Origin of the sequence: Salidesulfovibrio onnuriiensis (genome assembly GCF_008001235.1) — a bacterium.
In the GTDB taxonomy this organism is placed as follows: Bacteria; Desulfobacterota; Desulfovibrionia; order Desulfovibrionales; family Desulfovibrionaceae; genus Pseudodesulfovibrio; species Pseudodesulfovibrio onnuriiensis.
On the sequence record NZ_CP040751.1, the window covers coordinates 1,889,005 to 1,906,371 of the forward strand.

Annotated in this window: 15 protein-coding genes and 1 pseudogene; 8 read left to right on the plus strand and 8 right to left on the minus strand. The window is 61.7% G+C overall.

Annotation, left to right across the window (positions count from 1 at the left end):
• Positions 1-444: 444 nt before the first annotated feature.
• From FGL65_RS08540 to FGL65_RS08565, 7 genes are all read left to right on the plus strand, one after another.
• A complete protein-coding gene (locus FGL65_RS08540; protein ID WP_348981336.1) occupies positions 445-1,629 on the plus strand; it encodes a DEAD/DEAH box helicase in 1,185 nt (394 codons plus the stop codon).
• A gap of 274 nt (positions 1,630-1,903) precedes the next feature.
• On the plus strand, positions 1,904-2,170 hold the full coding sequence (rbp, locus tag FGL65_RS08545) for an RNA-binding regulator (RefSeq protein ID WP_147820799.1): 267 nt from the start codon (positions 1,904-1,906) through the stop codon (positions 2,168-2,170).
• Between the two features lie 110 nt (positions 2,171-2,280).
• Positions 2,281-2,436, plus strand: coding sequence for a hypothetical protein (locus FGL65_RS18230; protein WP_187170626.1), 156 nt, complete (start codon positions 2,281-2,283; stop codon positions 2,434-2,436).
• 293 nt (positions 2,437-2,729) lie between these two features.
• Positions 2,730-3,113, plus strand: a complete 384-nt coding sequence (locus tag FGL65_RS08550) for a hypothetical protein (protein WP_147820800.1) — start codon at positions 2,730-2,732, stop codon at positions 3,111-3,113.
• A 164-nt stretch (positions 3,114-3,277) separates the two neighbouring features.
• Positions 3,278-3,907, plus strand: a complete 630-nt coding sequence (locus FGL65_RS08555; protein WP_147820801.1) for a LysE family translocator — start codon at positions 3,278-3,280, stop codon at positions 3,905-3,907.
• 4 nt (positions 3,908-3,911) lie between these two features.
• Positions 3,912-4,424 (plus strand): class IV adenylate cyclase, encoded by a 513-nt coding sequence (locus tag FGL65_RS08560; RefSeq protein WP_147820802.1) that lies wholly within the window; start codon positions 3,912-3,914, stop codon positions 4,422-4,424.
• 67 nt (positions 4,425-4,491) lie between these two features.
• The gene (locus tag FGL65_RS08565; protein WP_147820803.1) at positions 4,492-5,004 is read left to right on the plus strand and encodes a GNAT family N-acetyltransferase; all 513 of its coding nucleotides are present in this window, start codon (positions 4,492-4,494) and stop codon (positions 5,002-5,004) included.
• On the opposite strand, the gene FGL65_RS08570 is transcribed toward FGL65_RS08565, so the two are convergent.
• The 8 genes and pseudogenes from FGL65_RS08570 to rarD all read right to left on the minus strand — a co-directional run bounded on the left by FGL65_RS08570 (position 4,974) and on the right by rarD (position 16,751).
• The gene (locus FGL65_RS08570; RefSeq protein ID WP_147820804.1) at positions 4,974-7,361 is read right to left on the minus strand and encodes an acetate--CoA ligase family protein; all 2,388 of its coding nucleotides are present in this window, start codon (positions 7,359-7,361) and stop codon (positions 4,974-4,976) included. The genes FGL65_RS08565 and FGL65_RS08570 overlap by 31 nt on opposite strands.
• 93 nt (positions 7,362-7,454) lie before the next feature.
• Complete coding sequence (locus FGL65_RS08575) at positions 7,455-9,773, minus strand: ATP-binding protein (RefSeq protein WP_147820805.1); 2,319 nt, start codon at positions 9,771-9,773, stop codon at positions 7,455-7,457.
• 9 nt (positions 9,774-9,782) lie between these two features.
• Complete coding sequence (locus FGL65_RS08580) at positions 9,783-10,541, minus strand: transporter substrate-binding domain-containing protein (protein ID WP_147820806.1); 759 nt, start codon at positions 10,539-10,541, stop codon at positions 9,783-9,785.
• A 108-nt stretch (positions 10,542-10,649) separates the two neighbouring features.
• Positions 10,650-11,431, minus strand: a pseudogene (locus tag FGL65_RS08585) (acyl-CoA dehydratase activase).
• Positions 11,432-11,443: 12 nt separating this feature from the next.
• Positions 11,444-12,721: a double-cubane-cluster-containing anaerobic reductase gene (locus FGL65_RS08590; RefSeq protein ID WP_147820807.1), complete on the minus strand. Its 1,278-nt coding sequence runs from the start codon at positions 12,719-12,721 to the stop codon at positions 11,444-11,446.
• A 197-nt stretch (positions 12,722-12,918) separates the two neighbouring features.
• On the minus strand, positions 12,919-14,799 hold the full coding sequence (locus FGL65_RS08595; protein WP_147820808.1) for a methyl-accepting chemotaxis protein: 1,881 nt from the start codon (positions 14,797-14,799) through the stop codon (positions 12,919-12,921).
• 121 nt (positions 14,800-14,920) lie between these two features.
• Positions 14,921-15,823: an isoaspartyl peptidase/L-asparaginase gene (locus tag FGL65_RS08600; protein WP_147820809.1), complete on the minus strand. Its 903-nt coding sequence runs from the start codon at positions 15,821-15,823 to the stop codon at positions 14,921-14,923.
• A 13-nt stretch (positions 15,824-15,836) separates the two neighbouring features.
• The gene (gene rarD / locus FGL65_RS08605) at positions 15,837-16,751 is read right to left on the minus strand and encodes an EamA family transporter RarD (protein ID WP_147820810.1); all 915 of its coding nucleotides are present in this window, start codon (positions 16,749-16,751) and stop codon (positions 15,837-15,839) included.
• A 321-nt stretch (positions 16,752-17,072) separates the two neighbouring features.
• On the opposite strand from rarD, the gene rbp (FGL65_RS08610) reads away from it, so the two are divergent.
• Complete coding sequence (rbp, locus tag FGL65_RS08610) at positions 17,073-17,333, plus strand: RNA-binding regulator (RefSeq protein WP_147820811.1); 261 nt, start codon at positions 17,073-17,075, stop codon at positions 17,331-17,333.
• Positions 17,334-17,367 lie beyond the last annotated feature (34 nt).

Here is a 17,367-nt window from a genome sequence, read left to right on the forward strand (position 1 = left end):
CGTACCTCTTGATAGCCTGGAGGGATTGGGGGAGAGGTCGCAGGAATGGGGGCAAGGGAGGGGCGGTCGAGCCGCCTCCCTCCCCCCTTTCCTTAAACTGGTTCTCGACCAAAGGATTGAACGGGCTGGAACCTGATTGCCCGGAGGGCGCTCGCATATTTCCCTTTACATTCCTCCAGAAATGATTCAGATACCCGTGTCTCAGCGTGACTGGACGCGCATTATATCCCGCCGCCCGAAGAGGCGGACCTGTCCGCGCCAAGCCGGACTCCGATTTATTCCACGTCCCAGAGCTAGATAATTACGAACCGGCATAGCCGGTCAACGACCGCTGTCACGCGCCGTCGTTCTATATATTCTTTTCACCCCAGGATTTATACATTGTCTTTTGAATCTTTTTCGTTTGACCAGCGACTTGTCGCTGGCATCAACGCTTGTGGCTATGTGACTCCCACCCCCATCCAGGCCAAGGCCATTCCCGAAGTCCTTCAGGGCAGGGACGTCATGGGCCTGGCCCAGACCGGCACCGGCAAGACCGCCGCGTTCGCCCTGCCCATCCTGCAGCGCCTGCTGGAAGCGGAGGCCGGAAAGCGCGGCCCGGTGCGCACTCTGGTGCTGGCTCCCACCCGTGAACTGGCGCTTCAGATCTATGAGAATTTCATCGATCTCGGCAAGCAGACCGGCATTCGTTGCGCCGCCGTGTTCGGCGGAGTGGGCATGAACCCGCAGATCAAGGCCGTGCGCCAGGCAACCGTAGTGGTGGCCTGCCCGGGCCGTCTCAACGACCTGCTGAACCAGGGCGTCATCTCCCTGGACCATGTGGACACCCTGGTGCTGGACGAGGCCGACCGCATGCTGGACATGGGCTTCCTTCCGGACATCAAGCGGGTCATGGCCCGGCTGCCGGAAAAGCGCCAGAACCTGCTCTTTTCGGCCACCATGCCTTCGGACATCAAGAAACTGGCCGACCGGATTCTCGAAAATCCCGCACTGGTGCAGGTTGCCAATACGGCCCCGGCCAAGCAGGTCAGCCATGCCTTCTATCCGGTGAACCAGCATCTCAAGGGCAGCCTGCTGGAGGCCCTGCTCAAGCAGATCGACCATGACAGCGTCATCGTCTTCACCCGTACCAAGCACCGGGCCAAGAACCTGGCCCGCAAGCTGGACCGCATCGGCCATGCCGCCACCTTCCTGCAGGGCAACATGACCCAGAACCAGCGGCAGCGCGCCCTGGACGGGTTCCGCCAGGGAACCTTCCGGGTCATGGTGGCCACGGATATCGCCGCGCGCGGCATTGACTGCGACCGGATTTCCCATGTCATCAATTTCGACATTCCAGATACTGCGGAGACCTATACCCACCGTATCGGCCGCACCGGGCGCGCCGGGCGCAGCGGTCAGGCCCTGACCCTGATCACCCCGGAGGACCGCCAGATGGTGCGCGATATCGAGCGCACCCTGCGTATGAGCATTGAACAGTGCGTTCTGGACGATTTTGACTATGACAAGCTGCAGGTCCTGCGGGGCGGCGGCCGGGAAGAACAGCCGAAAAACGGCAGGCGTCGGCCCGGTGGCGGCGGCTCGAATCGCCGTCCCAAGCGTTTTTCCCGCAGGGAATCCCGGGCCTAGTCCGGGTAAAATGCTGGAACGCCCTGATTATTCAATATAAAAAGAAATCGACTTTAGGTTGCAATAGTGCTTGACTTTTGCATTGTATTGGCCGACGGTACGGCTTCTAACACCAGCGGCACCCGTGGAGGCGCGGTCTTAATGTTGGCCGGAGCTGGTTGGAATTGAACAGGTAAATCAAGAAGCAGTGCCCGCATCTTGGCCGCTGCTTCTTTTTTTTATATGTGACGCACGGGCGTCACGATTTATTTCACATTTTTGAGGAGTTTTTTTAATGTCCAAGAACATTTATGTCGGCAATCTGCCCTGGTCCGCAACTGAAGATGAAGTCCGCGCTGCTTTCGAAGCATACGGTGAAGTTTCCTCTGTCAAGCTCGTTGAAGACCGTGAAACCGGTCGTCCCCGCGGCTTTGGTTTCGTGGAAATGGAAGACGCCGGCGCTGCTGAAGCCATTGAAGCTCTGGACGGCAAGGATTTCGGTGGCCGCAACCTGAAGGTCAACGAAGCTCGTCCCCGCCCGGAACGCCGCCCCCGCTGGTAGTTCCCGCTCTAGAGCAATAGGGTGACTCGGCGCCTGTCTCTCTTCTTGGGAGACAGGCGCTTTTTTTTCGGGCTGCGTACCCGTGGAACCTGTGTCAAGGAGATCGATTGATGAAGCGTAATTACAAGTTTGAAAAGCGACAGCGCGACCTGGCCAAAAAGAAAAAGAAAGAAGACAAATTAAAACGCAAGCAAGAGAAAAAAGCGGACGACGAAGCATTGCTGGAGACGCCGTCCGATCATCCCGAGCAGGAATCCCAGGAGTGATTTATGTGCATCTTGCACAATTTTCATGTGCAAGATGTACGGACGCTGCACGGTTTCCCGGGGCGCCGCTTCGGGGTTTTGACCCGTAACCCGTTGTGTGACAAGGGAATACTCCTGATTGTCGTTTTCGGCACGGCCGTTGCTATGTTTTATTCAACTAACCATCCGGTGTGCGCCCGGGCGCAGGCATAATCCAGATCGCTTCAGACTATGCGCCCGGACCGGATGGTTATTGAAACTCTTTCTGCGGTTTCCTCGACAAGGAGGTAGGAGGAGACACGCGAGGTGACATTATGAACGGCAATCCCACCACCACATCCAATGCCTCGGGCACCCATGCCCTGAGCCGCAGAAGCGTTCTCTCCAAGGAAGAGATCCGCGCTCTTTTGGGCGATGCAGGGTTCGGGCTGGCCTTTGAGAGCGATGCAGGGGATGCGCCTTCGGAATCCCGCGAAGATTCGTGGCATCCCATTTCCCGCGAAGTCATGGCGCCCAGTTCCCTGGTGCTGGAGACCGCAGCATTGCCGGTAAAGTTCGGCTGCCTGGTGCGTTGCGTCATCTACTCCAGCGGGGAATCCGCAACCGTGCAGAACGTGAGCATGGAATTCGTGCCCAACGCCCGCATTCACCGGGAGGTCGATCCCGAGTCCGGCCAGACGCGCCACCGACTCGCCTGATATTTGTCTTCCGCTTGCGGGGCGTCCGTTTCATGCGTCGGTGCGTGGAAGGGGCGCCCTGTTTTTCGTTCCGGACCGGTCCTTCGTCCCGCAAGGGAGGGAATCTTCTCTTGCCTTCGTCTGGTAGATATGCAAACTCTGACCTACCAGTGCAGGAGGAATCCATGTCGTTCGAATTCTGGCTCATCTATGCAGCCACCATCTTCATCGCTTCCATTGTACCCGGGCCGAGCATGCTGCTGGCCCTGACCCACGGCATCCGCTACGGCGCAGGCCGGGCCATGTTCTCGGGACTGGGCAACGTGGCCGCCAGCATGTTGCAGGCCGGGGTGTCCATTGCCGGGCTCGGCGTGTTGCTCACCGCCAGCCAGCCGCTTTTCCTGGTGATCAAGTATGCCGGGGCCGCCTACCTGGTCTGGCTCGGGTTCACGGTCTGGCGCGCCCCCGCCGAAAACCTGGATATCGATACCCGGGTGATACGCAAGGCCAGCAAGCCCGCCCATAGGCTTTTTCTGGACGCCTTCATGGTGGCGCTGGGCAATCCCAAGGCCATCGTATTCTTTTCCGCGCTTTTTCCGCAGTTCATAGGCTCCGACGGCGTGACTGCCCTGGAGTGCTTCCTGATGCTTTTCGTGATGGCTGTCCTGGCTTTCGTGGCCTGGATGATTTACGCTTTTGGCGGTGAAAAGATCGCCGGAATGTTCCGCCGGTTCAGCATCGGCCGCATCGTCAACAGGGTGCTGGGCACCACGTTCATCGGCGCGGGCATAGGACTGGCCGTTTCCGAGAGGTAGAACCATGGTCAACGTGGAGATCAAGGCGCGGATGGCTTCCCCGGACCGGGTGCGCAAGATCCTCATGGCGCACGGAGCGGAGTTTCGCGGCCTGGACAGGCAGTGCGACACCTATTTCAACTGCTGCAAGGGGCGGCTCAAGCTGCGGCAGGGCAATGTGGAAAATTCCCTGATCTTCTACCGCCGCCCGGATACGCCCGAGCCCAAGGTTTCTGAGTTCGAGCTGGAGCGGCTCCTGCCGGAAAACGAGCTCAAGGCCGTGCTTTCCGCGGCGCTGGGCGTGAAGGTCACCGTGGAAAAGGAACGGGAGATTTATTTTATCGGCAACGTGAAGTTCCACATCGACAGGGTGGAGGGACTGGGACGCTTCATCGAGATCGAGGCCATGGGCGAGGACGCATCGGAACTGGAACGCCTGCATGCCCAGTGCAGCCAGTGGCTGGAGCTCTTTGGGGTCGAGCCGGGGCAGTTGGAGCCCAAGTCGTACAGCGACCTGCTCGTGGAGTGCGGCTGCTGATATTCACCCAACCGTAACGGTCGCCTGATTGCAAAGACACGGGCCCGCCCCTAGTGTCTTTTGCAATATGCTCAGTTTTAGAGAACTTCTGGACACCGACGTTCCCGTCATCTGCGGTTTTCCCCGCACCCCCGCAGAACTCTTCTACATGTTTCCCTCGGCGCAGTGGCCTCTGGCCGCGGGGCGGCTCATGGCCTCCGCCGCGGAACGGTGCGAGTCCACGGTGGTGGTCTGCGGTGGGACCATTGCCGGATACGCCAACTTCATCCATTGCACTCCGGGGCATTGTTGTTCCATCGGCAATGTCATCGTCAATCCGCAGGTGCGCCGCCAGGGCGTGGGCACCTATCTTATCCGGACCATGATCCGCAAGGCGTTTGAAGGATATGACGCCCGGGCCGTGCGCCTGCGCTGTTTTCACGCCAATCTGCCCGGCATCCGGCTTTACGAGACCCTCGGTTTTCGGCGCACGGGAGCTATTCCCCGGCAGTGTCCCGGCGGGTGCATCGCTCCCGTGTATGAATTCGAGCTGCGGCGTGAAGGGGCGGGCTATCCGTCCTGCCTCAGGGCGTCCGCGTAGAGCCTGCCCTCGATGTACTTGGCAAGTGCGGTTACGGCCCGGTCGCTGGACCGGAACACGGGCACTCCCTGTTCCTCGAGCCTGTCCGCCAGCGGGTCGTAGAGCCTGCCTCCGTCCACCACGCCGATGACCGGCTTGGCGCAGCCGCGCACCAGTTCCGGGAAGATTCTGGCGATGCTTTCCTCGGCGTCCAGGGATTCTCCGGTCCGCTGCCCCTCGGGCAGGGTGTGCATGGACGGGGAGAGCGGGTCCAGCCCCACCACCAGGCCGTCCACGCCGTCGTCCTCGGCCAGGATTCGCGTCACTTCGGTATGCAGGCGGTCATTGGCCGCCGGGTTGATGTCCATGGGATTCTTGACTTCCACCAGGGAGTCCAGGCGGTATTCCTGGAGCAGGTCCCCCAGTTTTTCCCGGCTTTCTTCGGAGAACCGGGCCATGGTCATGTGGAAGTCGTCGCCCTGGATGGAATCGGCCATGCCCACGGCCTCGAAGCCAGCGCCGCTGACGGCGGCCAGCCGGTTGCCCCGCACTTGCCTGCCGTGGAAGCGGGTGGCCAGCAGATAGAGGTCCTCGAAGCGGGTGAAGGTGTCGGCCACCTGGGCTCCGGCCTGGCGCACGCAGGATTCGCAGACCATGTAGTCCCCGGCCACGGACGCGGTGTGCCCCGAGGTGGCGGATTTGCCTTCCGGGGTGCGGCCCGCCTTGTAGAACAGCACTTCCTTGCCGCTTTTGACGGCCTGGCGCACGGCCCGGCAGAAGCTCAGGCCGTCCATGTCGTTGAAGCCTTCCATGTACATGGCGATGACGTCGATGTCGTCGATTTCCTTGAAGTAGTTGACGAAGTCTCCCGCAGTCAGGTCGGTCTGGTTGCCGATGGAAATCATGTATGCCGGGTCGAGCTGGGCCAGCTTGCTGGCGCGGGTGATCATGAACGCGCCGCTCTGGCTGATGAAGGCCGCGCGCTTGTCCTTGCCGCCGCGCCGCTTGGGCAGTTTTTCCTCGGGGATGAAAATGGTGTCGTAGCTTCCGGGGTGGGAAAGCACACCCAGGCAGTTGCCGCCCAGGAAGACCGGGCCGGAACCCGTCTTGTGGGCCTCGTTGATCTTGGCGATGAGCTGTCCCGCCCGCTCCTTGCTTTCCTCGGTTTCGCCCAGTCCGCCCGGGATGAGCATGACCGATTCGGCCAGGTCGCGATCGATGAGTTCCTCGGCCAGGTCCGGCACCTGGGCCGCACCAACGGCCACGATGAACAGGTCCACCTTCCCCATGGCCTGAAGCGATTCCACGCACTTCACGCCGTCGATCTCGCCCACGCCGGGGCGCACGATGGCGATGTATTCGGCGGGAAAGCCGCAGGAGAGCACGTTTTTCAGGATGATGCGGCCGAAGTTGGCGCGTTTTTCCGAGACGCCGATGATGCCGATGCGCTTTGGGTGCAGCAGGTTGTGGATTTTGTGCACCGGCCTCGGCTCGGGAAGGGATTCCTGGAGCGAGAAGCGGCACATGCCGTCCAGGGGCACCATCTGGTAGTCGGTGAAGGCAAAGGGGTTGACCTCCAGCTCCTCGATGACCACCGGGGCCTCGGGATTGCCCGGGCTGTAGCGGTTGGCCATTTCGATGAACGAGGAAAAGCATTCCTTGAGCTGGTCGTCGGAAATGATGCGCTGCTGGCCCCGGCTCAGTCCCGCCAGCTTGCGGTAGGCGATGGTCCGGGTGAACAGCTTGAAGAACTGGTCGCCGTCGGTCTGGGCCGTGGAGGCCGAGACCACGGCCTGCCCCTTGCGGAATCGGCTGGCGTAGAGCTCGGTGTCCGTGCCGCCAAGACCGGCGGTGAGGACCATGCCGAATTCCCGGGTGCGCCGGATGGAAACCAGCAGTTCGTTGCCGAAGGCCAGGGAGTCGGGCGGCATGAACTGGCAGAGCAGCACGCCCTTCACATCCCTGGCAATGGCCCGCAGGAGATTTTCGCCCGCAAGGCCCTTGTAGGCCTCGGGAGCCATGTCCGGATGCAGCTCGATCCAGCGGGCGTAGTTCACGGGAACCTCGTCCATCATCCTTCGCCAGGTGGAGCGGATCTTGCCCGGGTCCTTCTCGATGATCTTGACCCCGCCCACCTCGGTCTTGTGCACGATGGTGGGGGAGACGATCTTCATGACCGCCTTGTGCCCGGGCATGGAGTTGAGCTCCTCGTTGGAGGGGCGGGTGCCCTTGAGCAGGAAATTTATCTTGGGAACGGATTCGGCTCCCGAGTCCCGGAGCACCGAATAGGTCTCGTATTCATAGAGAAGGGTGCGGCCGTCTTCCATGGCGTTGCGGAAGTGGGCGTCGAGTTTGTCGAAGTCTATGTAGGTCTGCATGCAGGCTCCGCTGGTTGGGAATTTCCGATGGTCAGGCGTGGATAGCACAGAAGGGGGTCTTGTCCAAGGGGGAACCGGAGCCGTGACCGGCGGTCACACCAGGCCCACGGCGCTGGCGATGGTCTTGAGCAGGTCCACCTTGGTGATGGGCTTGGAAAGGTAGAAGGTGCAGCCCGCCGCAATGCACCGGCCCCGGTCCTCGCTCAGGGCGTTGGCGGTCACGGCAATGACCGGGGTGGGCGGCAGGTTGTTTTCCTTTTCGTATTCGCGGATGCGCCGGGTGGCCTCGAAGCCGTCCATGATGGGCATCTGGATGTCCATGAGCACGATGTCGTAGTCGTTTTCCCGGAATTTCTCCAGGGCCGCTTCGCCATGGTCGGCAAAGTCCACCTGGCAGGCTGTCTTGGCCAGATAGAATTGCAGCAGTTCGCGGTTGCTCTCGGAATCCTCGGCCAGCAGGATGTTCACGGTTTTGAGGTTGAGCAGTTCGGTGAGCTGCTTGACCTCGACCGTACGCTGCAGGGCGGCCTTTTTCCCGGAGGGCTGGGGCAGCCGGAAATGCAGGGTGAAGCGGAAGGTGGAGCCCTGGTCCGGCACGCTTTCCAGAATCAGGTCTCCGCCCATGGTGGTCACCAGCCTGCGGCAGATGGCCAGACCCAGCCCGGTGCCGCCGTATTCACGGGTGGTGGAGGAATCCACCTGGGTGAACCTGTCGAAAATCTTTTGCTGCACGGCCGGTGGGATGCCGATGCCCGTGTCCCGCACGGAAAAGGTGATTTCCCCGGCAATGCCGGAGGGCCCGGGCTCGGCAGTGAGCGTTACCGATCCCTGGTGGGTGAATTTGATGGCGTTGTCCAGCAGGTTGGTGAGCACCTGCCCCAGCCGTATGGGGTCGCCCAGGATGTGTCCGGGGAGCTTCGGGGAAATGACGACTTCCAGAAGGAGTTTTTTCTTCTGCGCCTTGGCCGCATACAGGGCGGCGATGCCGTTGAGGGTCTCGGCGAGGGATATGCTGGTCTCTTCGAGGCGCAGCTGGCCCGCCTCGATCTTGGACAGGTCGAGCACGTCGTTGATGAGGCCGAGCAGGTGCTCCCCGGAGCTGCGGAAAATCTCGATGAAGCGGCGCTGTTCCGGGGTGGGGTCGGTTTCCATCATCATTTCGGCCATGCCCATGATGGTGTTCATGGGCGTGCGGATCTCGTGGCTCATGCCCGCAAGGAATTCGCTCTTGGCCTTGTCCGCGGCCTCCGCGGCCGCCCGCGCCGTTTCCAGTTCGGCCTCGGTGCGCCTGCGTTCCGCAATCTCGGTTTCCAGGGCCGCGTTCACCCGCTCCAGTTCCTCGGTGCGTTCCCCGATCTGGGACATGAGCCTGGCGGAGCGCTCCATCGAGGCCTGGATGTCGTACATTTCCCGCAGCCGGGCCTTGGGCAGTTCCATGGGTTTGCGGTCGTTCTGCGTCTTGACCATGGCCCTGACCGAGTTGACGATAGGCACGAGCACGTCCTTGTGGATGATGAACAGCATGATGACCAGGGTGCCCATGAACACGAGCATGGCCACAATGCCGCTGCTCATGCCCGATTCCGCCTCTTCGGAAATGATGGTGAACCGGTTGGATGCGGTCATGGCCGCCGCTGCGGACAGGGAAGCGGCGGTTTCATCCAGGGAGCGGTGCACCTTGTCCCAGAGCACGGTGCACCGGGAGTCCAGGGCCAGTTGTTTTCGCTTGGCCGTGAACAGCTTTAGCGCCGGGAGCTCGGCCAGTATGTCGGCCATGCCCGGCTCCGCCGTGCGCAGCTCACCGGCCGCGGCGTCATAGTCCTGCATGGCCCGGGCAAGTTCTTCGGTATTTTTCAGGCTGTCGAGGGATTCCAGGGTCCGCATCATGCGGTGCCAGGCTTGGCAGAGGGGAGCCTTCCCGCCGTCGAGCATTGTCCTGCCCTTGCTGCGCAGGGTGTTCAGCTCGGCGTTGTAGGTCTCCATCTGCCGGGCTATGTCCTCCTGCTCACTGCGGAGCCGGGCAATGTGGCCGATGTCCTTGAAGGCTTCCTGGACCTTGTGGCTGATGACCGGGTTGCTCTCGAAAACCGCATCCTGGGAGAGAATGCGCGCCGTAAGAGTGGCCTGGCGGCGCATGGAGGGATCGCCGGTCATGTAGACGGTGAGCCCGAAGCGTCCCAGGCGCTCCAGGTTCACGGCCGTGCGCTGGCGCTCCACAATGGAGGGCAGCAGCGTGTCGCGGGTGTCCGTGGCCAGGGTGTTGATGGTGGTCAGGGAGTTGCCCACGATGAGGGCCAGGCCGCAGAGAAGCACCACGGCGATGATGGCGTACATTGACAGGGTGGGGATGAGCGCCGGCCTGCGGCGGCTCTCCTCATGGGTGATGTCGTTCTCCTGCTGGTGGGGCTCCACGGGCACCGCCTAGTAGACGCTGAAGGGGAAGTAGGCCCGGTTGATGCGTTCGTAGGTGCCGTCAAGCCTGATCTGGTTCAGGGCCTCTTCCAGGGCTTCCCTGAGCTCGGTGTCGCCCTCGCGGACAGCGATGCACGCTTTGCTGGACGGGTCCGAGGTCTCCAGGGGGGCGCCGATGTAATCGAAGCGGCGGCCCTGTTCCGATTTCAGGAATTCATAGGCCACCAGGCTGTCGATGAGGAGGGCATCGATCTTGTCGCTCGTCAGGTCCGCGTAGGCCTCTCCCAGGATGGAATACAGTTTTATCGTGGCAACGTCCGCAAGGTTGTTCCGCAGGTATTCAGCCTGCACGGTGTCCTGCATGGCTGCAAGGGTCTTGCCCTCGAGTTGCTGTTTGGAGATCCCGCTCAGTTTTTCCGGATCGCCGATGAAATTGGTGCGCGAACGGTAGTAGGGCGTGGTGAAATCCACCAGCTTGTCCCGTTCGTCGGTCCTGGCCATGCTGGCCACGATGAGGTCGTACTGGCCGTCCACCAGGCCGTCGATGATCTTGGCCCACTCCACGGTCTGTATGGTGCATTCCGCGTCCATGGCCTTGCACAGGGCCATGGCTATGTCCACGTCGAATCCGGCGGGTTGGCCGTTCTGCATGTAGTTGAAGGGCGGGTAGTCTCCCTCGGTGGCCACGCGGAGTTGCGTTTGGGCCCATGCGGCATGGGCGGTAGCCAGGATCAGGAAAAAGGATAGGACGAAAGTGGTGGAACGCATGCACCCTCCCAGCCGCTGCGTTTTCGGCGGACACGGGAAACGGTTCGCCGGATATGGAGGCAAGTGTATGCGCAAGCCGGCCGCCTTGCAAGGCGGCCGGGGAGATTATCATGCTTCGGCGATTGCTTCCGCCAGGCTTCCCCAGTGGGCGGCGCCCAGGGCGCCGTTCATGTCCGGGTCGCCGGGGATGAGCATTTCCCTGCCCGGGCCGCAGCCGAGCCGTTCCCGCAGGAGCTTGACCATGCACGGGTTGCGGGCCACCCCCCCGCGAAGACCAGGGGGAAGGTCAGGTTCACCCGGCCGAGCATGTTCACGGTCCGTTTGGCTATGGAGCAGTGCAGGGCCAGGGCGATGTTTTCCGGGGCCACCCCCTGGGCCATGAGCGAGGTGGCTTCGGTCTCGGCAAAGACCGTGCACATGCTGTTGATGGTGGGCGGGTCATTGCCCTCAAGGGCGTAGCCGCCGAATTCCTCCACCGGGATCTGGAAGATGGTGGCCGTGTACTCCAGGAATTTTCCGGTTCCCGCGGCGCAGCGGTCGTTCATCTCGAACTTGCCGACTTTGCCGCCGGGCAGCAGGGCGATGGCCTTGGTGTCCTGGCCGCCGATGTCGAGCACCGTGCGCGCCTCGGGAAAGCAGCGCGTCACCCCCAGAGCGTGGGCCTTGATCTCGGTGATGGTTTCCACGGGGACGTCCAGTCCCAGGCCCTCCACGAGCTTGCGCCCGTAGCCCGTGGCCACGATCCTGCGCGGGGAGACGTCCCGGAGCAGCCTGCGGCACTGGCGCACGGGATCAAAGGTGGTGGGCAGGCGCTCTTGCCGCACCACCGTATTGTTCTCCATGATCACCAGTTCCATGGAACGGGAGCCGATGTCGATTCCAGCTATCATGGATGTTTCCCGTTACTTGACCATTTCCACGAAGGCTTCCACGCGGGTCTTGAGCTGTTCCACGTCCTCCATGCTGTAGTCCGTCTCGATGGCGAGCATGGGAACGCCCGCACCGGTGAGCACGCGGTCCATCTTCAGGGCCTCGTGGGCGTAGGGCTGGCAGAACATGAGCGCGTAATGGATCACGCCGTCCACATCCAGCTCCTTGGCCATGGCCTCGACGTTTTCCTCCCGCTCGGTGTTGGGGGTGAAGCAGGCACAGTCGATCTTCATGTACCGTTCGGCCAGGGCGTCGATCATGGTTTCCAGGCTGTCGCCCTCGTTGACCACCAGGTCGCGGCTGTTGCGGGTGCCGATGCAGGATTCCTCCCCGACCACCACCGCGCCGGAGCTTTCGATGATGTAGGGCAGCTTCCAGTTGGGCACGGCCATGGGACAGCCCGAGAGCATGAGGCGGGGGGTATTCGCGGGGACCACGCCCTGGGATTCGGCCACCCGGCTTTCCAACTCGTCGCACAGCTCGTTGATCTTCTGGGTGAAGCGCACGGGCTCGTCGTAGAAGCTGATCTGGTTGATGAGCAGGGCGTCGCGGCCGGAGATGGGCGCGGGCACAGCCTTGCGCAGCTCGTTCAGCCTCTGCAGGGCCCGGCGCTTTTCATTGACGATCCCGATGGCGTCGCGCAGTCTTTCGGCGGTGATGGTCATTCCGGTGAGTTTTTCCAGGGCGTCCTTGTAGCGCAGCACCTCGGCCTTCCACAGCTCCCGGGCCGTTTCGGTCTTCTGCTGCGGCACTTCCATGACGTACATGTTCACCAGGTCGCCGAAGGCCTCGTAGGTTTTCTTTTTCCCGTCGCAGGTGGTTTCGCCCACCACCATGTCGCAGGATTCGGTAAAGGGACAGAGGCGGGCCAGCTTGAAGCCCACAAAGGACTTGATGAGCGCGCAGGTGTTGCGCGGCACCAGGGCCTCGGCTGCTTCGGTTCCGGCCTCGGCGCCGGCGCACAGGCCCACCTGGATGGCGTTCGCGGCCAGGGTCAGCTCCTCGGGAACGAAGACACAGAAGGTGCCCACCACTTTCTTGCCCTGCGCCTTGGCGTCCATGATTTCCTTGATGCGCAGGCCGTGGACTTCGGAAAGCACGAAGTCCAGGTATTCGGCTCCCTTGAGCCGTCCCTGCTGGGAGAGATAGATGTCGCCGTAGAATTTGCCCAGCACCTCAAGCAGCCCGTCGTGCGCTTCCAGGTCCAGGTTCAGGTTTTCCCACATTTCCTTGTACGCGGATTCAGACATTTGGCCTCCGGTATGTTTTTTGGATTCCTGCATATGTCGCCCAATCCATGGGGGAGGACAAATACATATTACGAATGGGTGGCTTTCGCTGATATAGATGCAATCTATGTGATTGCGGGGAAATTATTATCATTTTGATGGAAACGGCACAGGCGGGAGCATGAAAAAGGCCGGTCCCGAAGGACCGGCCCCTGGTTTTACTCGGGAAGCTCCTGAGGCTTTGGGGTCACATAGACCGTGGTGGGCTGCTCGTAGCCTTCCTGGCCCACGTTGAAGAATTCCACGGCCTGTTGCAGTTCCTCGGCCTGCTGGGACAGGGCCTCGGAGGTGGAGGCCAGTTCCTCGGCCGCGGCCGAGTTGCTGGTGATGACGTCCTGCAACTGGCTCATGGCCTGGGCGATGGTTTCCACGCCGGTTTCCTGGTCCCGAGAGGCGTTGTTGATCTCCCGGATTTCCACAGAGGTCTGCTTGATCTCGGGGATCATGTTCTCGAACAGCTCGCCGGCCTCCTCGGCAATGCGCACGCTGCCCGAGGAGAGCTCGCTGATCTCCGCAGCCGCAATGCCGCTGCGTTCCGCCAGCTTGCGGACCTCGGACGCCACCACCGCGAAGCCCTTGCCCGCTTCGCCCGCACGGGCCGCCTCAATGGCCGCGTTCAGGGCCAGGAGGTTGGTCTGGCGCGCGATTTCCTCGATGATGGAGATCTTTTCGGCAATGGTCTTCATGTGCGCCAGGCTGTCCCGGATGGTGGCCCCGCCCTTTTCCGCGTCCCCGGCGACCCTGGCGGCCAGCTGCATGGTGCGCTCGGTGGAGGCCCTGGTCTGGGTGATGTTGGCGGAGAGCTGCTCCACGCTGGCCGAGACTTCCTCCACGGAGGCGGACTGCTCGGTGGTTGTCTGGGAAAGGCTTTCGGAAGAGGCCGAGAGTTCCTGGCTGCCCGAGGCCACGTTGGCCGCCGAGTCCTGCACGTCGTGGATCACGGAGCGCAGCTTCTCGCCCATGGCGTTCAGGGCCGAGATGATCAGCCCTGTCTCATCGGTCTGCCGGAGCTGGATGGAACCGGTCAGGTCGCCTGCGGCGATGGTTCCCGCATAGTTCGCCCCGGTCCTGAGCGGCCGGGTGATGATCCGGGAGATGAGCCAGGTCACCAGCAGGGTCAGCAGGGCCGCCGCCGCGGTCGCGCCCAGGGCGGAGGTGGAGAGCAGGGTGGTTGCGGCCTTGGTGCTGTTTACGGTTTCCAGCATGAGCTGGTTGGTCTTTTCCACTTCCTCGTGGATGAGCGGTTCTATCTTGTGGACCTCGTCCCGCAGGGTCTTGACGCCGGCGGTTATCACCGCGTCCTTCTCCACCAGGGCATGGAACTTGGCCTTGTAGTCGTCCAGCAGGCCATTCATGTTTGTCTTGTCGTCCCTGGAGATCGGAAGGCGGTCCGTCTTGGCGCTTATGGTTGCGATGCTCTCATCCACCTTCTTGATGTACTTGTCGGCCAGACGGAGCAGGTAGTCCTTTTCGTGTCGGCGGAGCATGAGCAGTTCCACCATGATGTCCCGGGTGGCGAAGCTTGCACCGCTCTTTTCCATTTCCTCGAACCTGGCCTCCAGGTTGTGGACGCTTGCGCGCAATTCGCCCTGCAGGCCCGAGTTCTGGTCCAGCCCGCGTTCCTCCCATGCCTTGACCACATTGCGGAAGGCCGTGGCATATGCCTGGATGTAGGTCTTGATGTTTTCAGCCGTCTCCAGGGCCTTCGGGTCGTTGCGCACGATGCTCAGCCCTGCGGCCTGGTCGGCCCGGCTCGTGATGTCCTGGACGTTGCCTTCGACACTCTTGAGGTATTTGGAGTCCTTGCGGGCCAGGAAATCCTTTTCCGAACGCCTGCACTGCAGCATCAGGTTTTCGATTCCCTGCATCAGCGATTTCTTGGTTTCCACCTGTTCGATAAGCGTCTCATAGGCGCTGCCCATGGAGGAGACAGCGTACTGGTAGGTCCCGATTGCCAGGAAGAAGATCACGGAAACAAGCGCAAAGCCGCTTCCCAGCTTTGCGGCCATTGGCCAGTTCTTGAAGGAAAATGATGACATGAAGCCTCCCGTCCCTGTTTGTTGCCCGAGGACATTGTTGCTTTGTTACAATAGTGCAACAAAGCCGGGAAGAAGTAACGGGGGCCTGTCTGAATTATAACAATCGGGGGAATGTCCCGGTTCAGGTCTCGATGCGGGCGACAACTTCCCTGCCGTCCGCATAGGCAAAGGCCATGCGCGGGGTGTTGTGGGCGAATCCGTAGCCGCCCCTGGGGTCGATGAGAATGATGCCGCCGTAGCCCTTGCCGCGGGTCTCCAGGGTCTCGATGGCCGAGGCCGCTGCCCGCATGGCGCCCTGTCCCTCGATCCGGTCGCAGGCTGTCTTGCACAGCACCACGCGCATGATGGTTTCGCCGTAGCCCGTGGCGGACGCCGCGCCGGATTCGTTGTCCGCATAGCCGCCCGAGCCGACGATGGGGGAGTCGCCCACGCGGCCGGGATGCTTGCGCGGGGTGCCGCCCGTGGAGGTGGCGCAGGCCAGGTTGCCGTCCCGATCCAGGGCCACGGCCCCGACCGTGTCCGAGGGGGCCTGCCCGGAAAAGGCGCTGATGGGCTTGAAGGATTCGTCGTTCTTGATCTTCTCGTAGAGCTTCAGCTCCCGCTCCGTGAGCAGCTCCTCGATGGGAACCTCGTCAAAGCCCTGGGCGCGGGCGAATTCCTGGGCCCCAGGACCCACGAGCATCCTGAAGTCCCTGGCGTCCATGATGCGCCGGGCCACGGACACCGGGTTGAGCAGGTTGCGCAGGGCGGCCACGCAGCCGAAGTCCAGGGTGCGGCCGTCCATGATCATGGCGTCCAGCTCGATGTCGCCCCGGGCATTGATGAATGCCCCGCGCCCGGCGTCAAAGGTGGGGTCCTCCTCCAGGATGTTCACGGCCCTTTCCACGGCCTCCAGGGCGGACATTCCCTGTTCCAGGAGGGGATGGACCGTTTCCACGGCCGCGCGCACGCCGTTGATGTGGGCCTCCACATGCTGGTCCGGGATGTCCCATGCGCCGCCGTGTACGATGAGCCGTGGTTTCATGATGCGCTCCTTATCAGCTTCTTTTGGTGAATCTGCGTTGCTTGCGGACCTGCCTGATGCTTTCGCCGGTGTAGATGGCCAGGGCCGTCCAGATGCAGCCGAAGGTGACCAGGCTGCCCGAGGTGAAGGGCTCCTTGTACAGGAACACTCCCAGGAGGAAGGCGATGCTCGGTGCCAGGTACTGGAGGATGCCCAGAGTGGTCAGGCGCAGCCTGCGCGCGCCAAAGGCGAACCCGAACAGGGGCATGGACGTGGCGATGCCCGCACCGACCAGGAAAAGATCTATATTGCCGGGACCGTGCAGGAAAGTGCCGTGCCCCGTGAATTGTAGATAGAGGAGATAGCCCAGGGCCAGGGGGGTGATGATGGCGGTTTCCACCAGCAGGCCCGGCAGGGATTCCATGGGCGCGGTCTTGCGCATGAGCGCGTAGAGGGCGAAGGTCACGGCAATGGCCAGGGCCATCCAGGGCATGTGCCCGATGCCCACGATGGAGTTGATCACCCCGGCCACGGCAAAGCAGACGGCCAGGGCCTGCATCTTGGTCATGCGTTCGCCCAGGAGCAGGAAGCCGATCAGGGCGTTCATGAGCGGGTTGATGTAGTAGCCCAGGCTGGTGGCCAGCACGTGGCCGTTGTTTACGCACCATATGTACATGAGCCAGTTGCTGCCCAGCAGCAGGCTGCTGACGGTGAGCATGCCCACTGTCTTCACGGACTTGAGCGGGGCCATGGTTTCGCGCCAGCGCCCCTGGAAGGTGACCAGCAGGGCGGCGAAGAGCAGGGACCAGACAATGCGGTGACAGAGGATTTCCAGGGGCGGAACCGTCTGCAATTGTTTCCAATACATGGGTAACAGGCCCCAGCCCAGAAATGCGGCAAGGGCGGCCAGGAAACCAGAGGTGTTGACTGGTGTATTTTGAGTAGTCATTTCAGTATGTTGTGAAAGATGAAAGTGGTAGTGTCGGCCAGAACGCTACACCCGACCGCAGGCGAGGTAAAGGCAAATTTACCCTCCAAAATATTTATTTTTTGTAGATTTATGCCGATTTTTCTTGACCAAAAACCCCGGGCAAGGCTACCGACGTTAGTGGAAGACCGTTTCGTTTGTTTGTCTGCGGGCTGTGGTCTTCCCGGTTCATGCCGAGTTCGCGGGCAGATTTCGTCGGGTTTCTTGATCGGTTTTACGGGAGATGTGTAGGTTCACTTCCAACCGGAACGATTTAGGCCTGATTGTTTCAAGGAGTTTATTGTGGCTAAGAACATCTATGTTGGGAATCTCCCCTGGAACGCCTCCGAGGACGAAGTACGCGGTGCTTTTGCTGCCCACGGAGAGGTCCTTTCCGTCAAACTGGTTAATGACCGTGAGACCGGTCGTCCTCGTGGATTTGGCTTTGTCGAAATGGAAGACGCCGACGCCGAAAAAGCCATTGAAGCCCTGGACGGCGAAGACTTCGGTGGTCGCCGCCTCAAGGTGAACGAGGCAAAACCGCGTCCCCAGCGCCGCTGGTAGACGAAATGAACCCCCGGTTTTCGGACCGGGGGCT

Excerpts from the sequence above, each read along its gene's own strand:
- rbp (WP_147820799.1), top strand. The coding sequence starts at position 1,904 with ATGTCCAAGAACATTTATGTCGGCAATCTGCCCTGGTCCGCAACTGAA.
- FGL65_RS18230 (WP_187170626.1), top strand. The coding sequence starts at position 2,281 with ATGAAGCGTAATTACAAGTTTGAAAAGCGACAGCGCGACCTGGCCAAA.
- FGL65_RS08550 (WP_147820800.1), top strand. The coding sequence starts at position 2,730 with ATGAACGGCAATCCCACCACCACATCCAATGCCTCGGGCACCCATGCC.
- FGL65_RS08555 (WP_147820801.1), top strand. The coding sequence starts at position 3,278 with ATGTCGTTCGAATTCTGGCTCATCTATGCAGCCACCATCTTCATCGCT.
- FGL65_RS08560 (WP_147820802.1), top strand. The coding sequence starts at position 3,912 with ATGGTCAACGTGGAGATCAAGGCGCGGATGGCTTCCCCGGACCGGGTG.
- FGL65_RS08565 (WP_147820803.1), top strand. The coding sequence starts at position 4,492 with ATGCTCAGTTTTAGAGAACTTCTGGACACCGACGTTCCCGTCATCTGC.
- FGL65_RS08570 (WP_147820804.1), bottom strand. The coding sequence starts at position 7,361 with ATGCAGACCTACATAGACTTCGACAAACTCGACGCCCACTTCCGCAAC.
- FGL65_RS08580 (WP_147820806.1), bottom strand. The coding sequence starts at position 10,541 with ATGCGTTCCACCACTTTCGTCCTATCCTTTTTCCTGATCCTGGCTACC.
- FGL65_RS08590 (WP_147820807.1), bottom strand. The coding sequence starts at position 12,721 with ATGTCTGAATCCGCGTACAAGGAAATGTGGGAAAACCTGAACCTGGAC.
- FGL65_RS08595 (WP_147820808.1), bottom strand. The coding sequence starts at position 14,799 with ATGTCATCATTTTCCTTCAAGAACTGGCCAATGGCCGCAAAGCTGGGA.
- FGL65_RS08600 (WP_147820809.1), bottom strand. The coding sequence starts at position 15,823 with ATGAAACCACGGCTCATCGTACACGGCGGCGCATGGGACATCCCGGAC.
- rarD (WP_147820810.1), bottom strand. The coding sequence starts at position 16,751 with ATGACTACTCAAAATACACCAGTCAACACCTCTGGTTTCCTGGCCGCC.